The sequence below is a fragment of the Methylocystis rosea SV97 genome (assembly GCF_000372845.1).
GTDB classification, from domain to species: Bacteria; Pseudomonadota; Alphaproteobacteria; order Rhizobiales; family Beijerinckiaceae; genus Methylocystis; species Methylocystis rosea.
This window is the reverse complement of record NZ_KB889963.1, coordinates 1,433,192-1,451,609: the sequence shown is the minus strand read 5'-3', so window position 1 is coordinate 1,451,609 and position 18,418 is coordinate 1,433,192. Positions and strand designations below refer to the sequence as shown.

Here is an 18,418-nt window from a genome sequence, read left to right as displayed (position 1 = left end):
GAAGAATCGGCGCGCTCAGCGCCGATCCCATAGGGTTCACGCATATTCGTCGGGATATTTGTGATATTTGCCGACATCGACATCTTCGAGCACGCCCAGCGCGTCATGCGTCAGCACGGCCGCCGAGCAATAGAGCGAGATCAGATACGAGGCGATCGCCTTGCGATTAATTCCCATGAAGCGCACCGACAGGCTCGGCGCGACTTCTCCGGGGACGCCCGGCTGGAACAGGCCGACGACGCCCTGTTTCTTCTCGCCGGTGCGCAGCAGCAGAATATTCGTCTTTCCCGCTTCATCGACGTAGAGCTTGTCGCTTGGGATCAGCGGCAGGCCGCGCCAGGTGACGAAGGGCGAGCCGAACAGCGTCACGGTTGGCGGCGGCACGCCGCGGCGCGTGCATTCGCGCCCGAATGCCGCGATGGCGCGCGGATGAGCGAGGAAGAAGGCGGGCTCCTTCCAGACTTTCGCAATGAGTTCGTCGAGATCGTCGGGCTGCGGCGCGCCGGTGCGCGCGCTGAGCTTCATCGACGGATGCGCATTGGCGAGGAAGCCATATTCGGCATTGTTGATGAGTTCGGCTTCCTGTTTCTCCTTCACCTTTTCGGTGAGGAGCCGCACCTGCTCCTGAATCTGGTCGTAAGGATGATTGTAGAGATCCGAGACGCGCGTCTGCACGTCGAGGATCGTGGTCACCGCGTTCATCGAATATTCGCGCGGCGCATCCTCGTAATCAACGAAGGTCTCCGGCAGGTCGGCGTCGCGGTCGCGCGCCGGACTGCATTGGACGTCGGCGTCGCTGAGCGCCGTCGCCTCCTTGACCCGGTTGAGACGATAGATGCCCGCTTCGACCGGCACCCAGGGCAGGAACGACACCAGCCAGCGCGGCGTGATGCCCGACCATTGCGGACGCGTCTTCGTCGCATTGGCGAGCTGGCGGGCGGCCGATTCGCTTAACGTTCGGCGAACTTCAGGTTCTGCGGTCATCAATCCTTTTCCCTCGACAAGATAGCTCCACGCGGCCCGCGCCATTCGACGCCGCTACTCGCTTACTATAGCTTGTCGATAGACTATACCAGTTATATGGTCAAGCCAGGGGTCGGGCCCCATCGGCGAGCGAAAGCAATATGACGATGCTGCGAGAGTTTTTTTCGAATGACCGCGACATCGACGCGATCGTTTCCGCCTTGAGCGCGCTGCGCCGAGCGTCGCAGGCGCAGCGTTACGGAAACGCCGCGCCGCCGCAGCTCCCGTCGAAATTCGTCATGGCGTCGATCGTCGAGGGGATCACTGCAGCTCTTTATCCCCGGCATTATGGACCGCCCGAACTGCCCTTCGACAGCACCGACGAATTCATCGCGACGACGCTAAAGACGTGCCTTGGGGGTCTGCACGAACAGGTCCGGCGCGAGTTCGCGCTTTTCCCGAGCGATGCGTCGGACGAACAGACGCGGCTGCGCCCAACGGACATCGTCGACGCCTTCGCGCGTGCGATTCCGCGCGTGCGCATGCTGCTCGACGCCGACATCCGTGCGGCTTATGCCGGCGATCCGGCCGCGAAAAGCCTCGATGAGATTATTTTCTGCTATCCCGGCGTCGCCGCCTTGATCAAACACCGGCTGGCGCATGAACTCTATCGACTCGGCGTTCCGATGCTGGCGCGCATCGTCGCGGAAATCGCGCATTCACAGACAGGCATCGACATTCATCCGGGCGCCGAAATCGACCAGGGCTTCTTCATCGATCACGGCACCGGCGTCGTCATCGGCGAAACGGCGCGCATCGGCAAGAATGTGCGGCTCTATCAGGCGGTGACGCTTGGCGCCAAGCGCTTCGATGTCGATGAAAACGGCGCGCTCGAGAAAGGCAAGCCGCGACATCCGATTCTCGAAGACGACGTCGTGATCTATGCCGGCGCGACGGTGCTCGGCCGCATCACCATCGGCCGCGGATCGACGATCGGCGGCAACGTCTGGCTCACGCACTCCATTCCGCCCGGCAGCAACATCACGCAGGCGAAAGCGCGGATCGAGCTCTTCGATCACGGCGCGGGAATTTGATTGTGCTGAAACCAAGCGGGCCGACGCCCCGGCCCGCTTCCCCGTCAGAAGGGCGATCGGGTGAAGGGCTTCCTCGTCCTGAGGAGCGTGCGCAGCACGCGTCTCGAAGGACGAGGACGCCCGTTTCTCAGGCCGTCGCCTCGGCGCAGCCCTGCGCCATCGCCGCGCGTCCCGCCTCGAGCATCTCTTCCGTCGTCATGTCGCGCACATGCGTCGCGATCGACCAGTCATGGCCGAAGGGGTCGACCACCTTCCCATAGCGATCGCCCCAGAACATGTCGGCGACCGGCATTTTCGCCGTTGCGCCGGCCGCGACCGCGCGCGCGTACACCTCGTCGACATTGTCGACCATGAGATGGATGGTGACCGGCGAACCTTTGAGCGCCTTCGGTCCCAGCGCGCCCCATTCCGGCATCTCGTCGACAAGCATCACCACGGAGTCGCCGATCTTCACCGCCGCATGCATCAACCTTCCGTCAGGTCCGGGCATGCGCATCATCTCTTCGGCGCCGAAGGCCTTCTTGTAAAATTCGATCGCGTCGGCCGCGCCGGCGCAAATGAGATGCGGCGTGATCGATCGCATGCAGGAGGGATTTTTCTCGACATTGGCGTTCATGCTTTGACGTCCTTTCCTTCGGTTTGAATTTCAGCCCCTAATGTGCGCAGCGCTTTGCGCAGCCTTTGTCCTTCGCTTTGCGAAAACCCGGCGTCGAGCGCGGCATGTTCGCGACGCCAGATCGGCAGCGCGGCGGCGAGCAGATCGCCGCCGGCGTTGGTCAAAAACAGTCTGCGCGCGCGGCGGTCCTTCTCATCGAGACGCGTTTCGACGAGACCGCGCCGCTCCAGGGATTTCAGCGCGGCGGTGAGCGTCGTGCGATCCATGGCGAGCGCCTGCGCGAGTCGCCCCAGCGTCGGCGCCTGCGGCGCATTGAGCATCATCATCAGCGAGAACTGGCCATTGGTGAGTCCAAGCGGCGCGAAGGCGCGATCGAAGCGCCGCGCGAGCGTGCGCGCTGCGCGCTGCGTCGCAAGGCAGAGACAGGCGTCGCGAACCTCATGAACGACCTCGATCGGCAGCTTCTTTGACATGGCGTCATTATGTTGATATCAACGTTTATTGCGTTTGTCGAGTCGCGCGCTCCAGTAAACCGTTGCCTCATCCTGAGGAGCGGCCGAAGGCCGCGTCTCGAAGGACGAGGAAACGGTTTCCCCTAGGGGGGTGGCGCGCAAGCCGCGTCTCGAAGCACGAGGGCCAGTTCACGAAGGCGACGCATGAACATTTCCTCGTCCTTCGAGACGCGTGCTCCGCACGCTCCTCAGGATGAGGAAATGTTCGAGACGCGTGCGCCGCACGCTCCTTTAGGATGAGGAAACCTTCACACGATCGCGCGTTGGAAATGGCAGACACGAAGCAAGGAGCAGCCATGCAGTCGAAAGTCAGAACCTGTATCGCCTTCAAGGATCAGGCGGAGGAAGCGGCCCGCTTCTATGTCTCGATCATTCCGGACTCGGCGTTCGAAGGCGTGTTCCGCCTCCAGCCGGACGGGCCGGCGCTGCTCGTCTCCTTCACCCTCGCCGGCGCGCCCTATCAGGCGCTGAACATGGGCCGCGAGCCGAGCCACAATGAAGCCTTTTCGATCTCGGTGATGACCAAGGATCAGCGCGAGACCGACGCGCTTTGGGACAAGCTGCTCGCCGGCGGCGGCGCCGAGATCGAATGCAGCTGGCTCAAAGACCGCTACGGCATCCACTGGCAGATTGTGCCGGAAGCCTTGCCGCGCATGTTCACGGATGACGACCGCGCCGCGGCGGGCCGCGCCTTTCAGGCGATGCTTGGCATGCGCAAGATCGACCTCGCCGCGGTCGAAGCGGCGTTTCGCGGCCCGTGATTTAAGCCGAGCGCGCGATCGGCGCGGCGTCGCTTTTGGCGGCGACGGCGTTCCACTCCTGCTCCCAGAAGTCGGCGACGCCGAAGCGCGCGATGACCGCGCCCTTTTCGTCGAGAACGATCACCTCGTCGAAATCGACGACATCGAGCGCTTTGGGACTGGAGAGCTCCATCTCGAAGAATCGGCTCACTTCGGCGATGACGCTCGCCGGATCGGAGGATTCCCGCTCATATTCACGCAGCGGCTTCAGCTTCACATGGCCGCCCTCGGTCTCAATGAATTTGACTTCACGAACACGATAAATCGCCATTGTCTTACCCTCGCCAGCGCGGGCACATGTGTGTGAAATTGGTTGCGCAAGCGGCGCGTCAAGAGGACAGCAAGAGCTACGCTGTCCTTTGGAACGCGCGAGCCCACCTGTCATTCCCGACGCGCGCGCTTGGGCACATGCAGCGAGGTCATTCCCGACGCGCGCTTTTGGTGATAGGCCATGGTGTCATTCTCGACGCGCGCATCGTGCGCGATCGGGAATCCAGAAAAGCCGAACATTCACGAATTTGCTCTGGATTCCCGATCAGGCCTTCGGCCTGTCGGGAATGACACTAGAGAGCGCCATCCTGGTCGCCCTCATGCTGAGGAGGCGCCGAAGGCGCCGTCTCGAAGCATGGGGGCTACCCTTCGGCAGCACGGGACGGACATTGACGCGACCACACACCATAAGCAAACTGCCCGTCGCTTCCTGGACGGGAGGAAAGCGAAATGGTTAGGCGGCGTTACAGGAAAGAGCTCGAAGAGCTAGCTAACATAGGACGGGGTAGGACACCGGCGAGGGCTTTGATCGAACGGATTTAATCCCTGGGGAGTGCTAGATTGCGGTGGTCTTACATTTCCAGACTTGTTCTCGCGCTGATCGCGTACTGGATCACCACCTTAAGTCTAATGGCACAAGACTTTCCTAATCCCACGTATGAATGTGTCGACGCGCCTGGACACGCAAAGTGTGACGGTCAATCCGGCGGCGGCAACGACAACGGCTATTCAACTCCTACCTATCGACGATCGCCCAAAACTCTTCCTCCTGGATCAGTCGTATGCGGCTTCTCTTATGGCGGAACCCCCCATTATTGCGGTCCAGGCAAAGTATGCATGAGGAGCTGGCGTTGCATGCCTCGCGGGTCAGTGGACTGCGGTGCTTATTATTGCGGTCCAGGCAAAGTATGCATGAGGGGCGGGCGTTGCGGGCCTCGCGGGTCAGTGGACTGTGGGGGCTATTTTTGCCTGCATGGCGAAGAATGCGTGAGGGGCGGGCGTTGCATGCCTCGCGGTGCTACTAATTGTGGCGATGGTGGATATTGCCCTCCGGCCCAAGTATGCAAGCGAGGCGGCGGCTGCATGCCTCGGGGTCATGTCGAGTGCGGTGCAATCTCTTGCCGTCCGGGCTACGTATGCGCGCGCGGTGTAGGCTGCATGCCTCGCGGCGCTACTTATTGTGGCGGAACGCAATATTGCCCTCCGGGCCAAGTATGCAAGCGAGGTGGCGGCTGCATGCCCCGAGGCGCTGTCGAATGTGGCGATGACTATTGCCATCCGGGCTGGGTATGCATGCGGGGCGGCGGCTGCATGCCTCGGGGCAATGTCGACTGCGGCGGTGGTCGAAATTGCAGCCCGGGCTACGTATGCAAGCGAGGCGGCGGCTGCATGCCCCGAGGCGCAGTCGAATGTGGCGATAGCTATTGCAGGGCGAGCGAATTCTGCGGTCAGGATCGCGAGTGTCTGCCGCTCACATCCGAAACAACGCCTCAAATCGCCGAGCTGGTGGCTACCACAAATCGTTTAATGGAATGGGTTCCACCACCTATTCCCGAGAAAGATCTTTCCTTAGAGTGGACAACGCTGCTTGGCAAAAAAGACCAAGAACGACTGATCTTGGCGCTTGACCTCCTTGTTTTAAGTTGGGAGTTGAGGGGAACAATCGGCGGAAAAATCCTGCCAAACGCCCAACTGTTTCTTGTAATTCCTGCCAAAAGTTTAATTGCCGGCGCGGATGCTGCTCAGGTGTATGTATCTGAACGCAATACGCTAGCGGACAAGGCCTTACAATATTTAAAGGAACCGGAAACTGCACGCCGATTTGCATATCTCCTACAAAATCTAAAGGAAGGAAATCCAATATCATCGCAAGACGCCGACATGCTCCCAGCCGCTCGCGCGCTCCTCGCTGGGAATACAACTATTTTTTGGGACGCCATGCTGTCCTCGCAAGCAAGAGCAGCTATGGTGCGCGCTGCGGCTATCGAGGCAGGTCTCGCAATGGTGAGCGAGGGAACGGGAGGCATACTAAAGGATTTGACCTGGGGAAGGAACGCCCGGGAGTTATTTGAAGAAGCCCTAAATGAACGGAAAAAAGCGAAGGCGTTATTAAAGGGGGCGAATGCCGCTGACAGCGAGGCTATCCGGGACGTAATCACGAAGAATAATGAGTTTATTTCGAAGCTTTATTGGTACGAGACGCCGGACGTTGCTACATTTTTACAGGAGATTGCTCTACCGGACCTGCTGTTGAAAGAGATCGAACAATGACGCTGCGAAGCAAATTGACAGCCAATTTCTCGACTGCGATGCGCCGCTGTTCCTTTGTTCCAAGTGAAAGCGCACGTCGGCGCGGGCGGCGGGGCGGTAATTTTTACTTCATTGTCCGTTGCCCGCGCACCTCTTGACATTCCTGGAATAAATTCCTATCCTCTGCTCGCCTTCGTCAAGCGAGGGCGCGGCTCAGGGTCGAGCGGCGCCGGCGAAGGACGGATCCGGCGGGACGAACGACCCTCGTTCCCTGATCCGGCGGCGCGTCGCCGGTCTGGGCTTCTCTCCTTTGCGCGGAGACGCATGAGCCCTTCGATAAGCGCAAGCTGGACGCCTCCAATAACCCTGTTTTCTTGGGTCGATAGCGCGGCATGACGCGGATCGACGTCTTCGCGCAGGGTGACATTTGGCCTTGCTGCGTCCCGTGCGTCGTTGAGCGGCGGCCATTCCCGTCGCTCATATTCCTGACGCGGGCGCCCCTCGCTCGTGCAGCCATACGAAGCGGCGCATGTTGTAGGCGAGATTGGCGAGCCCGATCTTGAGCCGCGCCCGCGCCAGGCCGATGGTTCGAACGAACAGGCCCATCAGCCCCTTCTGATGCGCGAACACATGCTCGACGGCGCTACGCACTTTCGACTTCTGCGCATTGGCGAAGCGCGTGCGCTCCGGCATCGCCTTGCCCTTGGGCTTCTTGCGATGAATGCGCGAGACGAAGCCGCGCCGCAACAGCATCGCTTCATTCTTCGCCGAGCGATACGCCGTATCTGCATAGACCTCGCTCGCTGTGTTGGCGCGGTCGAGAACATCCTCGAGCCTTGCGCCGTCATGCGCGGCGGCGTGTGTCGCCGTCCATTTGCGGATCAGCCCATGCGCCCGGTCGATCGACACATGGTTCTTGTATCCGAAGGCGGGGATGGCGAGATCGACCGGCGGAACCGAGCCGTCCTCCCGCACTTTGGCTTTCGTGTATTTGACCGTCCAGCGCGCATCGCGATCTTTCTGCGCGAGCTTCGCCGGCTTGTCCTTCCAGCCCTCTGGAATGCGGCCGTCCTTGATCGCCTGCTTCTCGCCGTTCGTATTGCGCTGCTTGGGCGCGGCGACAATCGTGGCGTCGACGATCTGGCCCGACATCGCGAGAAAGCCGGCCTCGCGCAGCGCTGCGTCAAACTGCTCGAACAAGACGTCGGCCGCATTCGCCTTCTTCAGCGCCTCGCGGAATGTCCAGATCGTATTGGCGTCGGGAACGGCGTCGGCTAAACCCAATCCGAGAAAGCGCATGAACGACAGACGGTCCTTGATCAGATATTCGCAGCGCTCGTCCGACAACGAATGCATGGCTTGCAGGATCAGCACCTTGAACATGAACACATGATCGAACGGCGGACGCCCACCCTTGGAGCGATCGGCGCGCGGCACTGCCGCCTCCAGCGCCGCCCGGAACATCTCAAAATCGACCAGCGCCTTCACGCGCTCAAGATCGTCGCCTTTGGCCGACAGCTCCGCCAGCCGTTCGTCGACGTCGAAAAATCCGGGCGTTCCCTTCGCCATGGCCGCGATCCCCTTGCGACATGACCAAGTGAATCAACTCAACGCCGATTTGGCCAGAGGTTTTTGGAGGCGTCCAGCTTACTGAACCTCATGTGCAGGCTTTGAAAGCCCGGACCACAATATCCGAGGTTGGCGCAGGCGTCGGTTACCCGAACGATGGGGAGCGGCTCCCTCAGCCCGGAGGCGGCGAGACGACGCGATCCGTGTCCGGGAGAAACCGGCCGTCGAAGCAATTTTTTGCGCTGCGGCCAGCGATGGCCGGGGCGTCCCGGACCGCTCGCCCCCTGCGCCTTACGGCGGCGGGAAATCTTCGCGCGCCCGATGCTCGCCCGATTCTTGACGCGCCTTGTCCGCGCACTTTCAGCGCCGCCTTGGCGAGTCGCCATGCGGCGACGATCGGATTCACGTCAGCCTCGTCGCCATCCCATCAGTAATACCGCACGCGTGCGACAATGCGTCCTCCAGCGCGTCGTATTGCGTGGCGAGATTTCTGCTTTGCAAAGTCTCTGGCAAGATAACGGGCCGGGCTGCCGCTTAGAATAACTCCGGTGAGCTTACATTTAGACCCGGATTGCCCCTTAAACGCCAAAACATGTCTGAGTTCAGACAAAAGGAGCAAAAACAGTGGCTAATGTGACATTCTCATCCCCCGTCCTTGCACGCGACGTTACTGTCTATGCGATCGCCGGAGACCGGGGCACGATCCTGGCGGTGGCCAAGGCGCACAAAATTCCCATTCCCTTCGACTGTCAGGACGGCGAATGCGGCTCCTGCCTCGTCGAGGTCACGCATCTCAGCCGCAACCAGAAATACGGCATCGCGCTGACCGAGAAGGAAAAGGAGATGCTGCGCCAGCTCGGCAAGATCAGCAAAGCCGAGATCGAAGCCGCGGAAGTCAACGACATGCCGCCGCGCTATCGCCTGGCGTGCCAATGTTTCGTCCGTAACGAGGACATCCTCGTCAAGTTCGAAGGCGATCAAACGCTGCCGGCGCAAGGCGCCCATATCACCCATGCCGCGAAGCGCTTCACGGGCGGCATCGAGATTTCCACGGTGGATGAGTTCATGGGATACGCCGTCAAGGTCGAAGAAGACGCGGCGATACATTTCGATGAACTCGCCGGCATGATGGAAAGCTGCGGCAACGCGGAAGTCGCCAAACTGTTTCGACAGCTCGCCGGCTTTTCACGCCTGCATCTCGCCGAGGCCAAGAAGCGCGCGGGATCGATCGACCTCGCGGCGGTCATTCCGCCCGATTACGTCTGGCCAAACCATGCGACCCCGGAACGCACGGAAATCTGGGCCGCCGATCCAACGCTGTCGCGGCTCGACGGCCTGAAGGCCGCCCTGCAGGGCGAACGCCGAGGCTATGAGTTCTATCGGGCCGTGGCCGCCAAAACCAAATCGCCGGAGATCGAAGCGATGGCGAAGGAATTCGTCAAGGAAGAGGCCGAGCACGTCAAAATTCTCGAAGCCTGGATCACGCGCGAAGAATGGACCATAAAGAACCCGCCAAGCGCCAATGCTTGAGCGAGGAGCCTGACAATCGGCTTGAGGCGGGGGCGGCCTTTTTTGGCCGCCGCTCGCTGACAAATCTGAGCTCGGCGAGCGAGGGGGAGACATGGAATCGGTCGAGGAATTTCTCGCTTATGCAATCCATCTCGAATTCGAAGCGGCGACCCGCTACGGGCAATTGGCCGACGCCATGGAGTCAGGCGGCAATCGCGAAGTCGGCAAACTGTTTCGTCGATTGGCGGATTATTCCAGACTGCATCTGGCCGAGGCGCAGGCCCGCGGCGGCTTTCGCGAACTGCCAAAAATGAAACCGGACGAGTTCGTGTGGCCCGGATTGGAGAGCCCCGAGACGGCGGCGATCTGGGCCGCCGATCCGTTTATCGGACGCGAACAGGCTCTTGAGATTGCGCTCGACGCCGAGACCGCGGGCCTCAAATATTACCAGCATGTTCTCGACACGACGTCCGACCCCGAGATCAAGATCCTCGCCAAGGAATTTGTCGCGGAAGAGCTTAGTCACGTCACTGAACTGAATAAGTGGATCGCCGCGAACAAGGCGGGGAAAGTTCTGACCGTCGATCCTTGAGATCATCTTTCGACGTCAGCACACTTGCGCCACCACCATGGCGACGTCGTCCGACGCCGGGGCCTCGCCGCGGAAGGTGCGCACGTCGGCGAGCACCGCCTTGATGAGGTCTCGCGGCGAGAGGCTGCGATGCTGCATGAACGCGGCGGACAGGCGCTCGAGCCCAAAGAAGTCGCCCTGGCGGTTTTGCGCCTCGGTGATTCCATCGGTGTAGAACAGCAGCTTGTCGCCCGCGGCGAGTTCGATGCTCCCCTCCTTGAATTCGACCGCGCGCATGACGCCGAGCACCAGGCCGTCGGCGTCGAGCTGCACGCACACGGCGCCCTTCGCGCGCAGCAGCAACGGCGGATTTTGGCCGGCGTTGGCGTATTGCAAGGTGCGCGTGCGCGGCAGGAAGCGGCAATAGAACATGGTGATGAAGAGGTCCGCGGCGGTCAGGTCCTCGTGCAGGAGCTCATTGAGGTCGTGCAACAGCTCCGCCGGCCCGGTTAACGCGTTCGTCGCCTTTCGCGTTTCGGCGCGCAGCGTGCTGCGCACTTCGGTCATGATCAGCGCGGCGCCGACGCTATGGCCGGAAACATCGGCGATGACGATGTCGATCACGCCGGAATTTTCGAAATAGTCGAAATAATCGCCGCCGACATGGGTCGCCGGCACGCAGATTCCGGCGATCTCCATATGCGGGGTGCGCAGCGGCGCATTCGGCAGCAGCGACAGCTGGATCTGCTTGGCGATTTCGAGTTCGTGGCGATTCTCTTCGACGCGCCGCCGGTCGGAAATATCGGCGTGAACGCTGACGAAATGGGTGATGCGCCCCGCCTCATTGGCGACCGGCGAGATGGAGAGTTCGTCCCAGAAGGAGACGCCGTCCTTGCGGTAGAATTTCACCACCACCTGGCAGCTCGTGCGATGCACGATGGCGTTGCGGATTTCCTCGAGCGCCGCAGGGTCCGTCTCCGGCCCGCGCAACAGATGCAGGCTGTGCCCGAGCAGCTCTTCGCGGGTGAAGCCGGTGATCCGGCTCAGCGCCGGATTGACGTAGATGTTCGGAACGCGGGGCGCCTGCGCGTCCCAGACCGCAATGCCGATCGGGACGGATTCGATGGCGCGATTGCGCACGCGCAGCGCGTCTTCGAATTTCTTGCGCGCGGTGATGTCGTGATCAACGCCCCGCCATTTTACCAGTCGGCCGCCTTCGTCGAAGATCGGCGCGCCGGTCGACTCGGTGAAGACGTCGCCGTCGTTCTTGTGCCGGTAGTGGTTGACGACGCGATGGAAGGCCCGGCGCAGCGCGATCGGGCTCGGGGAAGACTTGAGAGCGGCGTCTTCTGCGCTCTCCTTCGCGAAGAGATCGACATAGGTCTTGCCGAGAACCTCTTCGGGCGTCATGCCGAGCACGTCCTCGACGGCGCTGCTGCTATAAGTGTAGCGGCCGTCCTGATCCTGCTCCCACAGCCAATCGCCGGCCATGTCGGCGATCTGCCGAAAGCGCTGTTCGCTCTCGAACAGCGCCTCCTTGTCGCGCTTCTGTTCGGTGATATCCTGCTGCATGGCGAGATAATGGGTGATCTCGCCATTCGCGTCGCGCAGGGGCGTGACGATTTCGGAAGCCCAATAGAGCTCGCCGTCCTTTCTTTTGTCCTGGATCTGTCCGCGCCATTCAACGCCGGCGCGAATGCTCTCCCAAAGCCGCCGATATTGATCGCCCTCGGTCCGCTTCGATTGAAGCATCCGCGGGTTCCGGCCGATGAGCTCATGCGGCGGGTAGCCGGTCAGGCTGGCGAAGCGGCTGTTCACATATTCGATTTCACCGTGCTTATTGGTGATCATCACCGCGATCGGACTTTGCTCGACGGCGGCGGAAAGCGTCAGCAGCCTATCCTCGGCGCGCTTGAGCCGTGTCAGATCATGCGTGACGCCGACGAAGTAGCGCGTTCCTTCGAGCCAGATTTCGCCAATCGACAGATACATCGGGAAGGTGGTGCCGTCCTTGCGTCGCCCGACGACCTCTTGGCCAACGCCAATGATCTTCTTGACGCCGGTTCGCCTGTAGGCGGCAAGATAACTGTCATGCGCCTCGCGATAGGGCGAAGGCATCAACAGCTTGACGTTCCGTCCAAGCGCTTCCTCGGCGCGGTAGCCGAACAGCTTCTCCGCGCCTCTGCTGAAGAGCAATATGTCGCCGGCCTCATTGATCACAACCAGACCATCGACCATGCCGCCGAAGATGGTTTCGAGCTTTTTCGTCGTCTCGTCGAGCGCATCGGGCTCATTCGGCCCGTCGAGCGAACGAAGTTTGAGCAACGATCCGCCATCGCCGTTGCCGGAAAGTGGGTCGATCTCGCAGCGAACGTCAAGCGTTGGTCCATCCTTGCGCCGAATGCGCAGAGACAGCCGCTGGCGCCCGCGCAGCGAGGGCGACGAAGGCTCGAAATCATCGGCGTCTGGCGCGAGAACCTGCGGAAAGAAAGGCTGGCCGCGAAGCTCCCCTTCGCGATAGCCCGTGAGACGTTCGGCGGCTCGGTTCATCGATCGCAGGGCGCCCGACGATTCGACGATGCAAAGAGCTTCATCAAAAGCGTCGAGAATGGCGCGATCGGCCGCGACCGTTTCCATGCGCTACGAAGCTCCTGCTTCCGAGGACGCGCGCCTTCGCTTTCGCGCCCTCTCCGCGCCCTCAGCCGAGCGGCTGCGATAAGCGGCGTCGCACGCGTCGACCAGGGCGTTCAGCTCGGCGACGAACGCTGCGAAGGGCGTCAGCGTCGTTAAGAGAGACGCCTCGAGTTTGAACGCCAGCCGCTCAAGCCCGGCGAGACGAAACTCCAGGCCGACATTTCGAAACAAAGCCCGCGCGTCGGCGATTCCGCTCAGCAATTGCATGGACGCGATGCGCGCGGACGCGTCCCGCATTCGCGCGTCGAGCGCGGCCTGCAACTGCTGCTCCCAGAGGTCTCTTGGCTTCACGTCCGCAAGAAGGGCGGTAAGCTTTTGCAATCCAAACAGATTGGCGGCCTTATCAAAATACGCGCCGGCGACCCGCATGTCCTCTCCCGATTCGCGGGTGAGCGCGACAAGGAAAGGGAAATTCCGCAGGCGATCGAAATAGGGCGCCGCCACAGACTGGTCGCCCTGCGCTTCGCTCACACCCACGCGTTCACGATAGGCGCGCAGATCGGAACGCCAGCGCTCGATGTCTTCGTCGTCGGGGCTCAGCCGATGTCCACGTCGCATCGACCAATGGCACATGTAAGCCAGTGCGTCTTCGAGTTGGAGAAGCAGCGCATACTGGCATGCGGCGTCCAATTCGCGGCTTTCGCGAAAACTGGCGCGCCATCGATCGCCCTCGAAGATTCGATCGAAGGAAAGATAGAGCTTGACGGCATAGCTGAGCAGAGTTGGGACCAGCCCCTCGCCCAGCAGCAGGAAGCAAACTCCCGCCTGATCGACGACCTTGTTGCAGATCACCGTGACGGCGATTTCCCGCGCGAGTGAATGACTCCTGATCCGCTCCGAAAAATGAGACCGCAAATATTCTGGAAAATAGCTCGCCAGAAATTCATACGACCACGAACCCTGCAGAAACGCCTCATCTTCCAGCAGCCTCTGCTTCAGCGCCAGCTTCGAACTGGCCATCAGCAAGGCGAGCTCCGGTCGCGTCAGCTCTTTCGTCTCGCGCGCCGAGACATCCTTTCGTGTCGGGAAGGCTTCGGCCGCAGGATTGATATAGCCGGCGTTTTCAAGTTGCTCCGCGAGGTCCATGAATTGATCGAGATTGATCCGGCACCGCGCGCGGTCCAGTGACAGGCAAAGACTCTGTCGGTCGTTGTCCTGCAATACGGACGCGCAAACCTCTTCGGTGAGGGATTGGAGCAAGCGATCGGGATCTTCGACGTCTGGCGTGTGTTGGTCCGGCCGCGTTTGCAGCAGAGTCTTCAAATTGACTTCGTGATCGGAGAGATCAACGCCCGCCGAATTGTCGACCGCGTCGGTATTAATCCGTCCGCCTCTCAGGGCGTATTCAATGCGCGCCCGCTGCGTAAAGGCGAGGTTGGCGCCCTCGCCAACGACCTTGGCGCGAAGCTGTAGCGCATCGACGCGCGCGCCGTCGTTGACGCGATCGCCAACGCTCTCATTCGTCTCCGAGCTCGCCTTGACATAAGTGCCGACGCCGCCCATCCACAACAGATCCACGGGCGCGATCAAGAGCCAGCGGACCAGCGATTCGCCATCGATCGCGCTATGCCTAACGCCGAGCCACGCGCGCACTTCCGGGCTCAGCGGGATATCCTTGGCGTCGCGCCGATAGACGCCTCCGCCTTGTGAAAGCAGCGCCGGGTTGTAGTCGCGCCACGTCGACCGTGGCAGTTGGAACAGACGGCGTCGCTCGGCGAAGGAAATGAGCGGATCGGGGTCTGGGTCGATGAAGATGTACTGGCCGTCGAACGCGCCAAGCAGCCGAATGTTCGGCGTGTGCAGCATGCCATTGCCGAAGACGTCGCCATCCATGGAGCCGACTCCGACAACTGTAATCGGCTCCGCATCGACGTTGTGACCGAGTTCATGGAAGTGCCGTCTTACACAGACCCAGGCGCCACGCGCAGTAATGCCCAAACGCTTGTGGTGATAGCCATGCGCGCCGCCGCTCGCGAAGGCGTCGCCGAGCCAGAAGCCATAGGAGTGCGAAATTTCATTGGCGACATCGGCCCAGGAGGCGGTGCCCTTGTCGGCCGCGACGACGAGATAAGGATCGGGGCCGTCATAAGCGACAAGCGCCGGCGGCCTGACGATCTGTGAATCCTTCAGATTGTCCGTGAGATCGAGAAGGCCGCGCAGGAACTGCGAGTATGCCTCCCTCCCGAGACGCTGCCGCTGCGATGCGTCGTCAAAGGGAAGCTTCAGAACAAATCCGCCCTTAGCGCCCTGCGGCACGATGAGGGCGTTCTTGATCATCTGAGTCTGCATCAGCGCCAGGACTTCGCCGCGAAAGTCCTCGGGCCGGTCCGACCAGCGGATGCCGCCGCGCGCGACTTTGGCGCCCCGCAAATGCACGCCTTCCATTGAAGGGGAGTGAACGTAGATCTCCGCCATCGGCTTTGGAGACGGCATATTGAACACGCCCAGACTGCTGATCTTTAGCGAAATGAACTTTCGCGCCCAATCGCCGCAAAAATAGAAGTTGGTGCGCACCGTCGCGTCGATGAGATTGAAGAGGTCGCGAAGAATGCGATCGTCGCCACCGTCAGCGACCTTGTCCAATACGTCGACAAGCTGAGCCCTGATCGGCGTGAGCAACTCCAACTCGATCTCAAAGGAGTCGCGTCCGCCGCCATCCGGCTCGAACCGCGCTTGGAAGTAACGATAGAGGAGTTGGGCGACCGCCGGACTGTGCAAAAGCGCGCGATAGATGCGCGTGCGCTCGATCCGCAGACCGAGCTGTTGATAGTAGTTGCTATAGGCGCGAAACAGATCGATCTGCCGCCAGTCAAGTTCCGTGACCAGGACCAGGCCGTTCAAGGCGTCGCTCTCAACCTCGGCTGAAAGCACGGCTTTGAGCGCCGCCAACAATCGACCGTGCGATCGTGCGACGCTCGCGCCGCTGCCCATGGAGGGCTCGACGATGAAACTTCGAATGAACCGCGGCCCGATGCTGAGATTGAGCGCGAACTGAATTTGATCTGCGACGCGCAGTCCGAGGTTCTGCAGCATCGGTAGAAGTTCATCGAGCGCATGGTCTTTGGCGCCGATCAGCCGAACCTCATATCGGGCGTCGCCTACTCCCGGGCCGCGCAGCGGACGCAACTCGACGATCTCGCTCTCGTTTTGGTTGGCCGCAATCAGCGCGAGATCGCGCGCGGCGCGCCGCGCGGGGACGAGATAGCGATAGGCTTTGGGCAGCGCGTCAAGCGCCTCGCCGGAAAGATTCAGCCCAGAACGGCGACCGGCGCGGCGGAGGAAATCCCGCACCACGGAATCCCAGTCCGCGACGCGGGGCGTCTCAAACGTCAATGTGTCCGGAGAGCGAAGCACGTGAAACCATCAGCTAGGCGATCTTCTTGCGCATTTCGAGAACATTGCCTGAATCCGTCTTGTGATATTGAACAGAGTCCATCACAGAGCGAATGAAGAATATGCCGCGGCCGCGTTCGCGAAGTTCATCGAACTCGGGCATCGGCAGGGCAGCAAGGTCGAAGCCCCCTCCATGATCGTAAACGCGGACGGAAAGATAAGCGTCCTCTACCGAAAAACAGATCCGGACGGAGTCGGTCGAATTTGCTGCGGAGCTATATTGAATGGCGTTGGCGACCGCCTCGGTCAGCGCAAGATTGAGGTGAAAAGCCAGGGTGTCGCGTGTGTCCTCCTGAACGTCCAGCTCTTTCGCCAGCTGCTCGGCGATCGCGCCAACGAGACGCAGATATCGCGTTTGATTGGGAACGACGATGTCCAGATTGACGAATGTCTCGCACATCTCGATCACCGCCCACCCCATTCGCGGACTTACGCGCTCAGCGCCAACTGCAAGCTTGGATAGATGTCGAAAACGCGGTGCAGTCGCGTCAGTTCGAACATCGACCTGACACGCGGCTGTAGACCCGCCAAAGCGAACCCGCTGGAGCGCAAAGTCGCATTCTTGTAGCCAGAGAGCAGCGCCCCGAGCCCTGAGCTGTCGATGAACTGAACTCTCGCCAAGTCGATGACGACGTTTTTAGTGCCGCCTTCGAGCGTCTTGAGCACCAAGTCCTTGAGCTCGCCGGAGTTGTGCGCATCGATGCGATCCTCCTGGATGCTCAGAACGGTTCGGTCGTCTCGCACTTCCTTCGCTACTCTCATTGTCTAGTCTCAGCTCGATTATGACCACGAAAGTCTCTTGCAAATAGATATGTCTGCGGCGAGCGATTAACAGGCCCCAGCGCGCAGTCTCCGCTAAGCCGACCGCGACGGTTAACTGCGCGTTAAGCGAAGGCCTGCGCCAAATCGGCGATAAGATCGTCCGGATGTTCGATGCCGATCGAAGCGCGAACGAGCGAAGGCGTAATGCCGATCTCACGGCGGGCTTCTTCGGTGAGTCCCGAGTGCACGGTGGTCGTCGGATGACAAATCAACGATTCGGTGCCGCCGAGGCTGACGGCGAGCTTGAAAATCTGTAGCCGATTGAGGAAGGCGAAGGCTTCGGCTTGTCCGCCCACGACCTCAAAAGAAAAGGTGGAGCCGGCGGAACTCGACTGTCGCGCCATCAACAACCTTTCGGGATGATCGGCCGGCAGCAGCGGCGGGTAGTGAACGCGGGTCACCTTGGGATGACCCGCGAGAAAGTCCGCGACGATCGCCGCGTTCTCCGCCGCCCGGTTCATGCGCAAAGACAAAGTCTCGAGCGAGCGGCCAAGCATCCAGCAGGAATGCGCGTCAAGCTGCGTGCCGATGGCGCTGCGCATCGTGCGAATAGTCTTCAGATGCGCGCAGGACCCGACGACCGCGCCGCCGATGAGATCGCTGTGCCCGCCGACATATTTCGTCAGCGAATAGAGCGACAAATCGGCGCCGTGTCGGAGCGGCGATTGGAAAACGGGGCCGAGCAGCGTGTTGTCGCAGCAAATGACCGGCCTCGAGCCCTGTTTTTCCGCGACGTCTTCGGCGATACGTCGCACCAGCGCGATATCAACGAGGCTGTTCATGGGATTGGACGGCGTCTCGATGAAGATCATCGCGATGCGTCCGACGTCCATCGCGCGCGCGGCCGCGGCGCGGATATTGTCTTCGTCGAGCCCGTTGGTGAAGCCGACGCCAGTCAATCCGAACGGTGCCAGCGTCTTGTCGATGAGAACTTCCGTCCCGCCATAGAGCGGGCGGCTGCGCAGGATCGTTTCTCCCGGGCGCGCGAAGGCGAGAATCGTGGTGACGATCGCCGACATGCCGGAGGAAAAGACGAGACCGCATTCGGCGTGCTCGTAGATCGCCAAGCGGTCCTCGACGATCTCGAGATTGGGATGGTTAAACCGTGAATAGACGAGTCCGGATTCTTCGCCTTCCGGCGGCGCACGACGTCCGGCCATATAGTCGAAGAAGTCGCGCCCCTCTTCGGCCGTTCGAAACACGAAGGTCGACGTTAGAAATACCGGCGGCTTAACTGCGCCTTCCGACAGCGTCGGATCGTAGCCGTAGCCCAGCATGAGCGTTTCCGGCTGAAGCAAGCGGTTTCCGATGCTCGCCTTGTGGTAGCGCGCGCTGTCCATGGATGCTTCCTCGGC

Annotated in this window: 16 protein-coding genes; 5 read left to right on the top strand and 11 right to left on the bottom strand. The window is 61.1% G+C overall.

The window, feature by feature from the left end:
- Positions 1 to 36: 36 nt before the first annotated feature.
- Positions 37 to 984, bottom strand: coding sequence for a family 2A encapsulin nanocompartment shell protein (locus tag A3OO_RS0107590; protein WP_026222781.1), 948 nt, complete (start codon positions 982 to 984; stop codon positions 37 to 39).
- A gap of 140 nt (positions 985 to 1,124) precedes the next feature.
- Between A3OO_RS0107590 and epsC the strand changes: the two genes are divergently transcribed.
- Positions 1,125 to 2,057 (top strand): serine O-acetyltransferase EpsC, encoded by a 933-nt coding sequence (gene epsC / locus A3OO_RS0107585; protein WP_018407235.1) that lies wholly within the window; start codon positions 1,125 to 1,127, stop codon positions 2,055 to 2,057.
- Positions 2,058 to 2,184: 127 nt separating this feature from the next.
- Here epsC and A3OO_RS0107580 read toward each other — a convergent pair whose 3' ends face one another.
- The gene (locus A3OO_RS0107580) at positions 2,185 to 2,673 is read right to left on the bottom strand and encodes a VOC family protein (protein WP_018407234.1); all 489 of its coding nucleotides are present in this window, start codon (positions 2,671 to 2,673) and stop codon (positions 2,185 to 2,187) included.
- Positions 2,670 to 3,146: a MarR family winged helix-turn-helix transcriptional regulator gene (locus tag A3OO_RS0107575; protein WP_018407233.1), complete on the bottom strand. Its 477-nt coding sequence runs from the start codon at positions 3,144 to 3,146 to the stop codon at positions 2,670 to 2,672. Before A3OO_RS0107575 ends, A3OO_RS0107580 begins: the two co-directional genes overlap by 4 nt.
- A 335-nt stretch (positions 3,147 to 3,481) precedes the next feature.
- On the opposite strand from A3OO_RS0107575, the gene A3OO_RS0107570 reads away from it, so the two are divergent.
- A complete protein-coding gene (locus A3OO_RS0107570) occupies positions 3,482 to 3,946 on the top strand; it encodes a VOC family protein (RefSeq protein ID WP_026222779.1) in 465 nt (154 codons plus the stop codon).
- 1 nt (position 3,947) lies between these two features.
- Here A3OO_RS0107570 and A3OO_RS0107565 read toward each other — a convergent pair whose 3' ends face one another.
- Together A3OO_RS0107565 and A3OO_RS24550 are read right to left on the bottom strand one after the other, a co-directional pair.
- Complete coding sequence (locus A3OO_RS0107565) at positions 3,948 to 4,256, bottom strand: hypothetical protein (protein ID WP_018407231.1); 309 nt, start codon at positions 4,254 to 4,256, stop codon at positions 3,948 to 3,950.
- Positions 4,257 to 4,366: 110 nt separating this feature from the next.
- Complete coding sequence (locus A3OO_RS24550; RefSeq protein WP_018407230.1) at positions 4,367 to 4,495, bottom strand: hypothetical protein; 129 nt, start codon at positions 4,493 to 4,495, stop codon at positions 4,367 to 4,369.
- A 1,149-nt stretch (positions 4,496 to 5,644) separates the two neighbouring features.
- On the opposite strand from A3OO_RS24550, the gene A3OO_RS23515 reads away from it, so the two are divergent.
- Positions 5,645 to 6,526, top strand: coding sequence for a hypothetical protein (locus A3OO_RS23515; protein WP_198008773.1), 882 nt, complete (start codon positions 5,645 to 5,647; stop codon positions 6,524 to 6,526).
- A gap of 456 nt (positions 6,527 to 6,982) precedes the next feature.
- Here the strand turns inward: A3OO_RS23515 and A3OO_RS0107550 are convergent, their stop codons facing one another.
- A complete protein-coding gene (locus tag A3OO_RS0107550; protein WP_018407228.1) occupies positions 6,983 to 8,074 on the bottom strand; it encodes an IS5/IS1182 family transposase in 1,092 nt (363 codons plus the stop codon).
- Positions 8,075 to 8,698: 624 nt separating this feature from the next.
- Between A3OO_RS0107550 and A3OO_RS0107540 the strand changes: the two genes are divergently transcribed.
- Entirely contained in the window at positions 8,699 to 9,604 is a 906-nt protein-coding gene (locus A3OO_RS0107540) for a ferritin family protein (protein ID WP_026222778.1), read from the top strand.
- A 91-nt stretch (positions 9,605 to 9,695) separates the two neighbouring features.
- Positions 9,696 to 10,175, top strand: coding sequence for a ferritin-like domain-containing protein (locus A3OO_RS0107535; RefSeq protein ID WP_018407225.1), 480 nt, complete (start codon positions 9,696 to 9,698; stop codon positions 10,173 to 10,175).
- Positions 10,176 to 10,190: 15 nt separating this feature from the next.
- Here A3OO_RS0107535 and A3OO_RS0107530 read toward each other — a convergent pair whose 3' ends face one another.
- The 5 genes from A3OO_RS0107530 to A3OO_RS0107510 form a co-directional block, all read right to left on the bottom strand.
- A complete protein-coding gene (locus A3OO_RS0107530; protein WP_018407224.1) occupies positions 10,191 to 12,791 on the bottom strand; it encodes a PAS domain S-box protein in 2,601 nt (866 codons plus the stop codon).
- Positions 12,792 to 12,794: 3 nt separating this feature from the next.
- Positions 12,795 to 16,202 (bottom strand): NAD-glutamate dehydrogenase domain-containing protein, encoded by a 3,408-nt coding sequence (locus tag A3OO_RS0107525; RefSeq protein WP_018407223.1) that lies wholly within the window; start codon positions 16,200 to 16,202, stop codon positions 12,795 to 12,797.
- Between the two features lie 13 nt (positions 16,203 to 16,215).
- On the bottom strand, positions 16,216 to 16,641 hold the full coding sequence (locus A3OO_RS0107520; protein ID WP_026222777.1) for an ATP-binding protein: 426 nt from the start codon (positions 16,639 to 16,641) through the stop codon (positions 16,216 to 16,218).
- A 29-nt stretch (positions 16,642 to 16,670) separates the two neighbouring features.
- Positions 16,671 to 17,003 (bottom strand): STAS domain-containing protein, encoded by a 333-nt coding sequence (locus tag A3OO_RS0107515; RefSeq protein WP_026222776.1) that lies wholly within the window; start codon positions 17,001 to 17,003, stop codon positions 16,671 to 16,673.
- A 122-nt stretch (positions 17,004 to 17,125) separates the two neighbouring features.
- A complete protein-coding gene (locus A3OO_RS0107510; RefSeq protein ID WP_018407220.1) occupies positions 17,126 to 18,403 on the bottom strand; it encodes a cystathionine gamma-synthase family protein in 1,278 nt (425 codons plus the stop codon).
- Positions 18,404 to 18,418 lie beyond the last annotated feature (15 nt).

Excerpts from the sequence above, each read along its gene's own strand:
- epsC (WP_018407235.1), top strand. The coding sequence starts at position 1,125 with ATGACGATGCTGCGAGAGTTTTTTTCGAATGACCGCGACATCGACGCG.
- A3OO_RS0107520 (WP_026222777.1), bottom strand. The coding sequence starts at position 16,641 with ATGTGCGAGACATTCGTCAATCTGGACATCGTCGTTCCCAATCAAACG.
- A3OO_RS0107535 (WP_018407225.1), top strand. The coding sequence starts at position 9,696 with ATGGAATCGGTCGAGGAATTTCTCGCTTATGCAATCCATCTCGAATTC.
- A3OO_RS0107570 (WP_026222779.1), top strand. The coding sequence starts at position 3,482 with ATGCAGTCGAAAGTCAGAACCTGTATCGCCTTCAAGGATCAGGCGGAG.
- A3OO_RS0107530 (WP_018407224.1), bottom strand. The coding sequence starts at position 12,791 with ATGGAAACGGTCGCGGCCGATCGCGCCATTCTCGACGCTTTTGATGAA.
- A3OO_RS0107590 (WP_026222781.1), bottom strand. The coding sequence starts at position 984 with ATGACCGCAGAACCTGAAGTTCGCCGAACGTTAAGCGAATCGGCCGCC.
- A3OO_RS23515 (WP_198008773.1), top strand. The coding sequence starts at position 5,645 with ATGCCCCGAGGCGCAGTCGAATGTGGCGATAGCTATTGCAGGGCGAGC.
- A3OO_RS24550 (WP_018407230.1), bottom strand. The coding sequence starts at position 4,495 with ATGTTCGGCTTTTCTGGATTCCCGATCGCGCACGATGCGCGCGTCGAG.
- A3OO_RS0107580 (WP_018407234.1), bottom strand. The coding sequence starts at position 2,673 with ATGAACGCCAATGTCGAGAAAAATCCCTCCTGCATGCGATCGATCACG.
- A3OO_RS0107510 (WP_018407220.1), bottom strand. The coding sequence starts at position 18,403 with ATGGACAGCGCGCGCTACCACAAGGCGAGCATCGGAAACCGCTTGCTT.
- A3OO_RS0107515 (WP_026222776.1), bottom strand. The coding sequence starts at position 17,003 with ATGAGAGTAGCGAAGGAAGTGCGAGACGACCGAACCGTTCTGAGCATC.
- A3OO_RS0107575 (WP_018407233.1), bottom strand. The coding sequence starts at position 3,146 with ATGTCAAAGAAGCTGCCGATCGAGGTCGTTCATGAGGTTCGCGACGCC.
- A3OO_RS0107550 (WP_018407228.1), bottom strand. The coding sequence starts at position 8,074 with ATGGCGAAGGGAACGCCCGGATTTTTCGACGTCGACGAACGGCTGGCG.
- A3OO_RS0107565 (WP_018407231.1), bottom strand. The coding sequence starts at position 4,256 with ATGGCGATTTATCGTGTTCGTGAAGTCAAATTCATTGAGACCGAGGGC.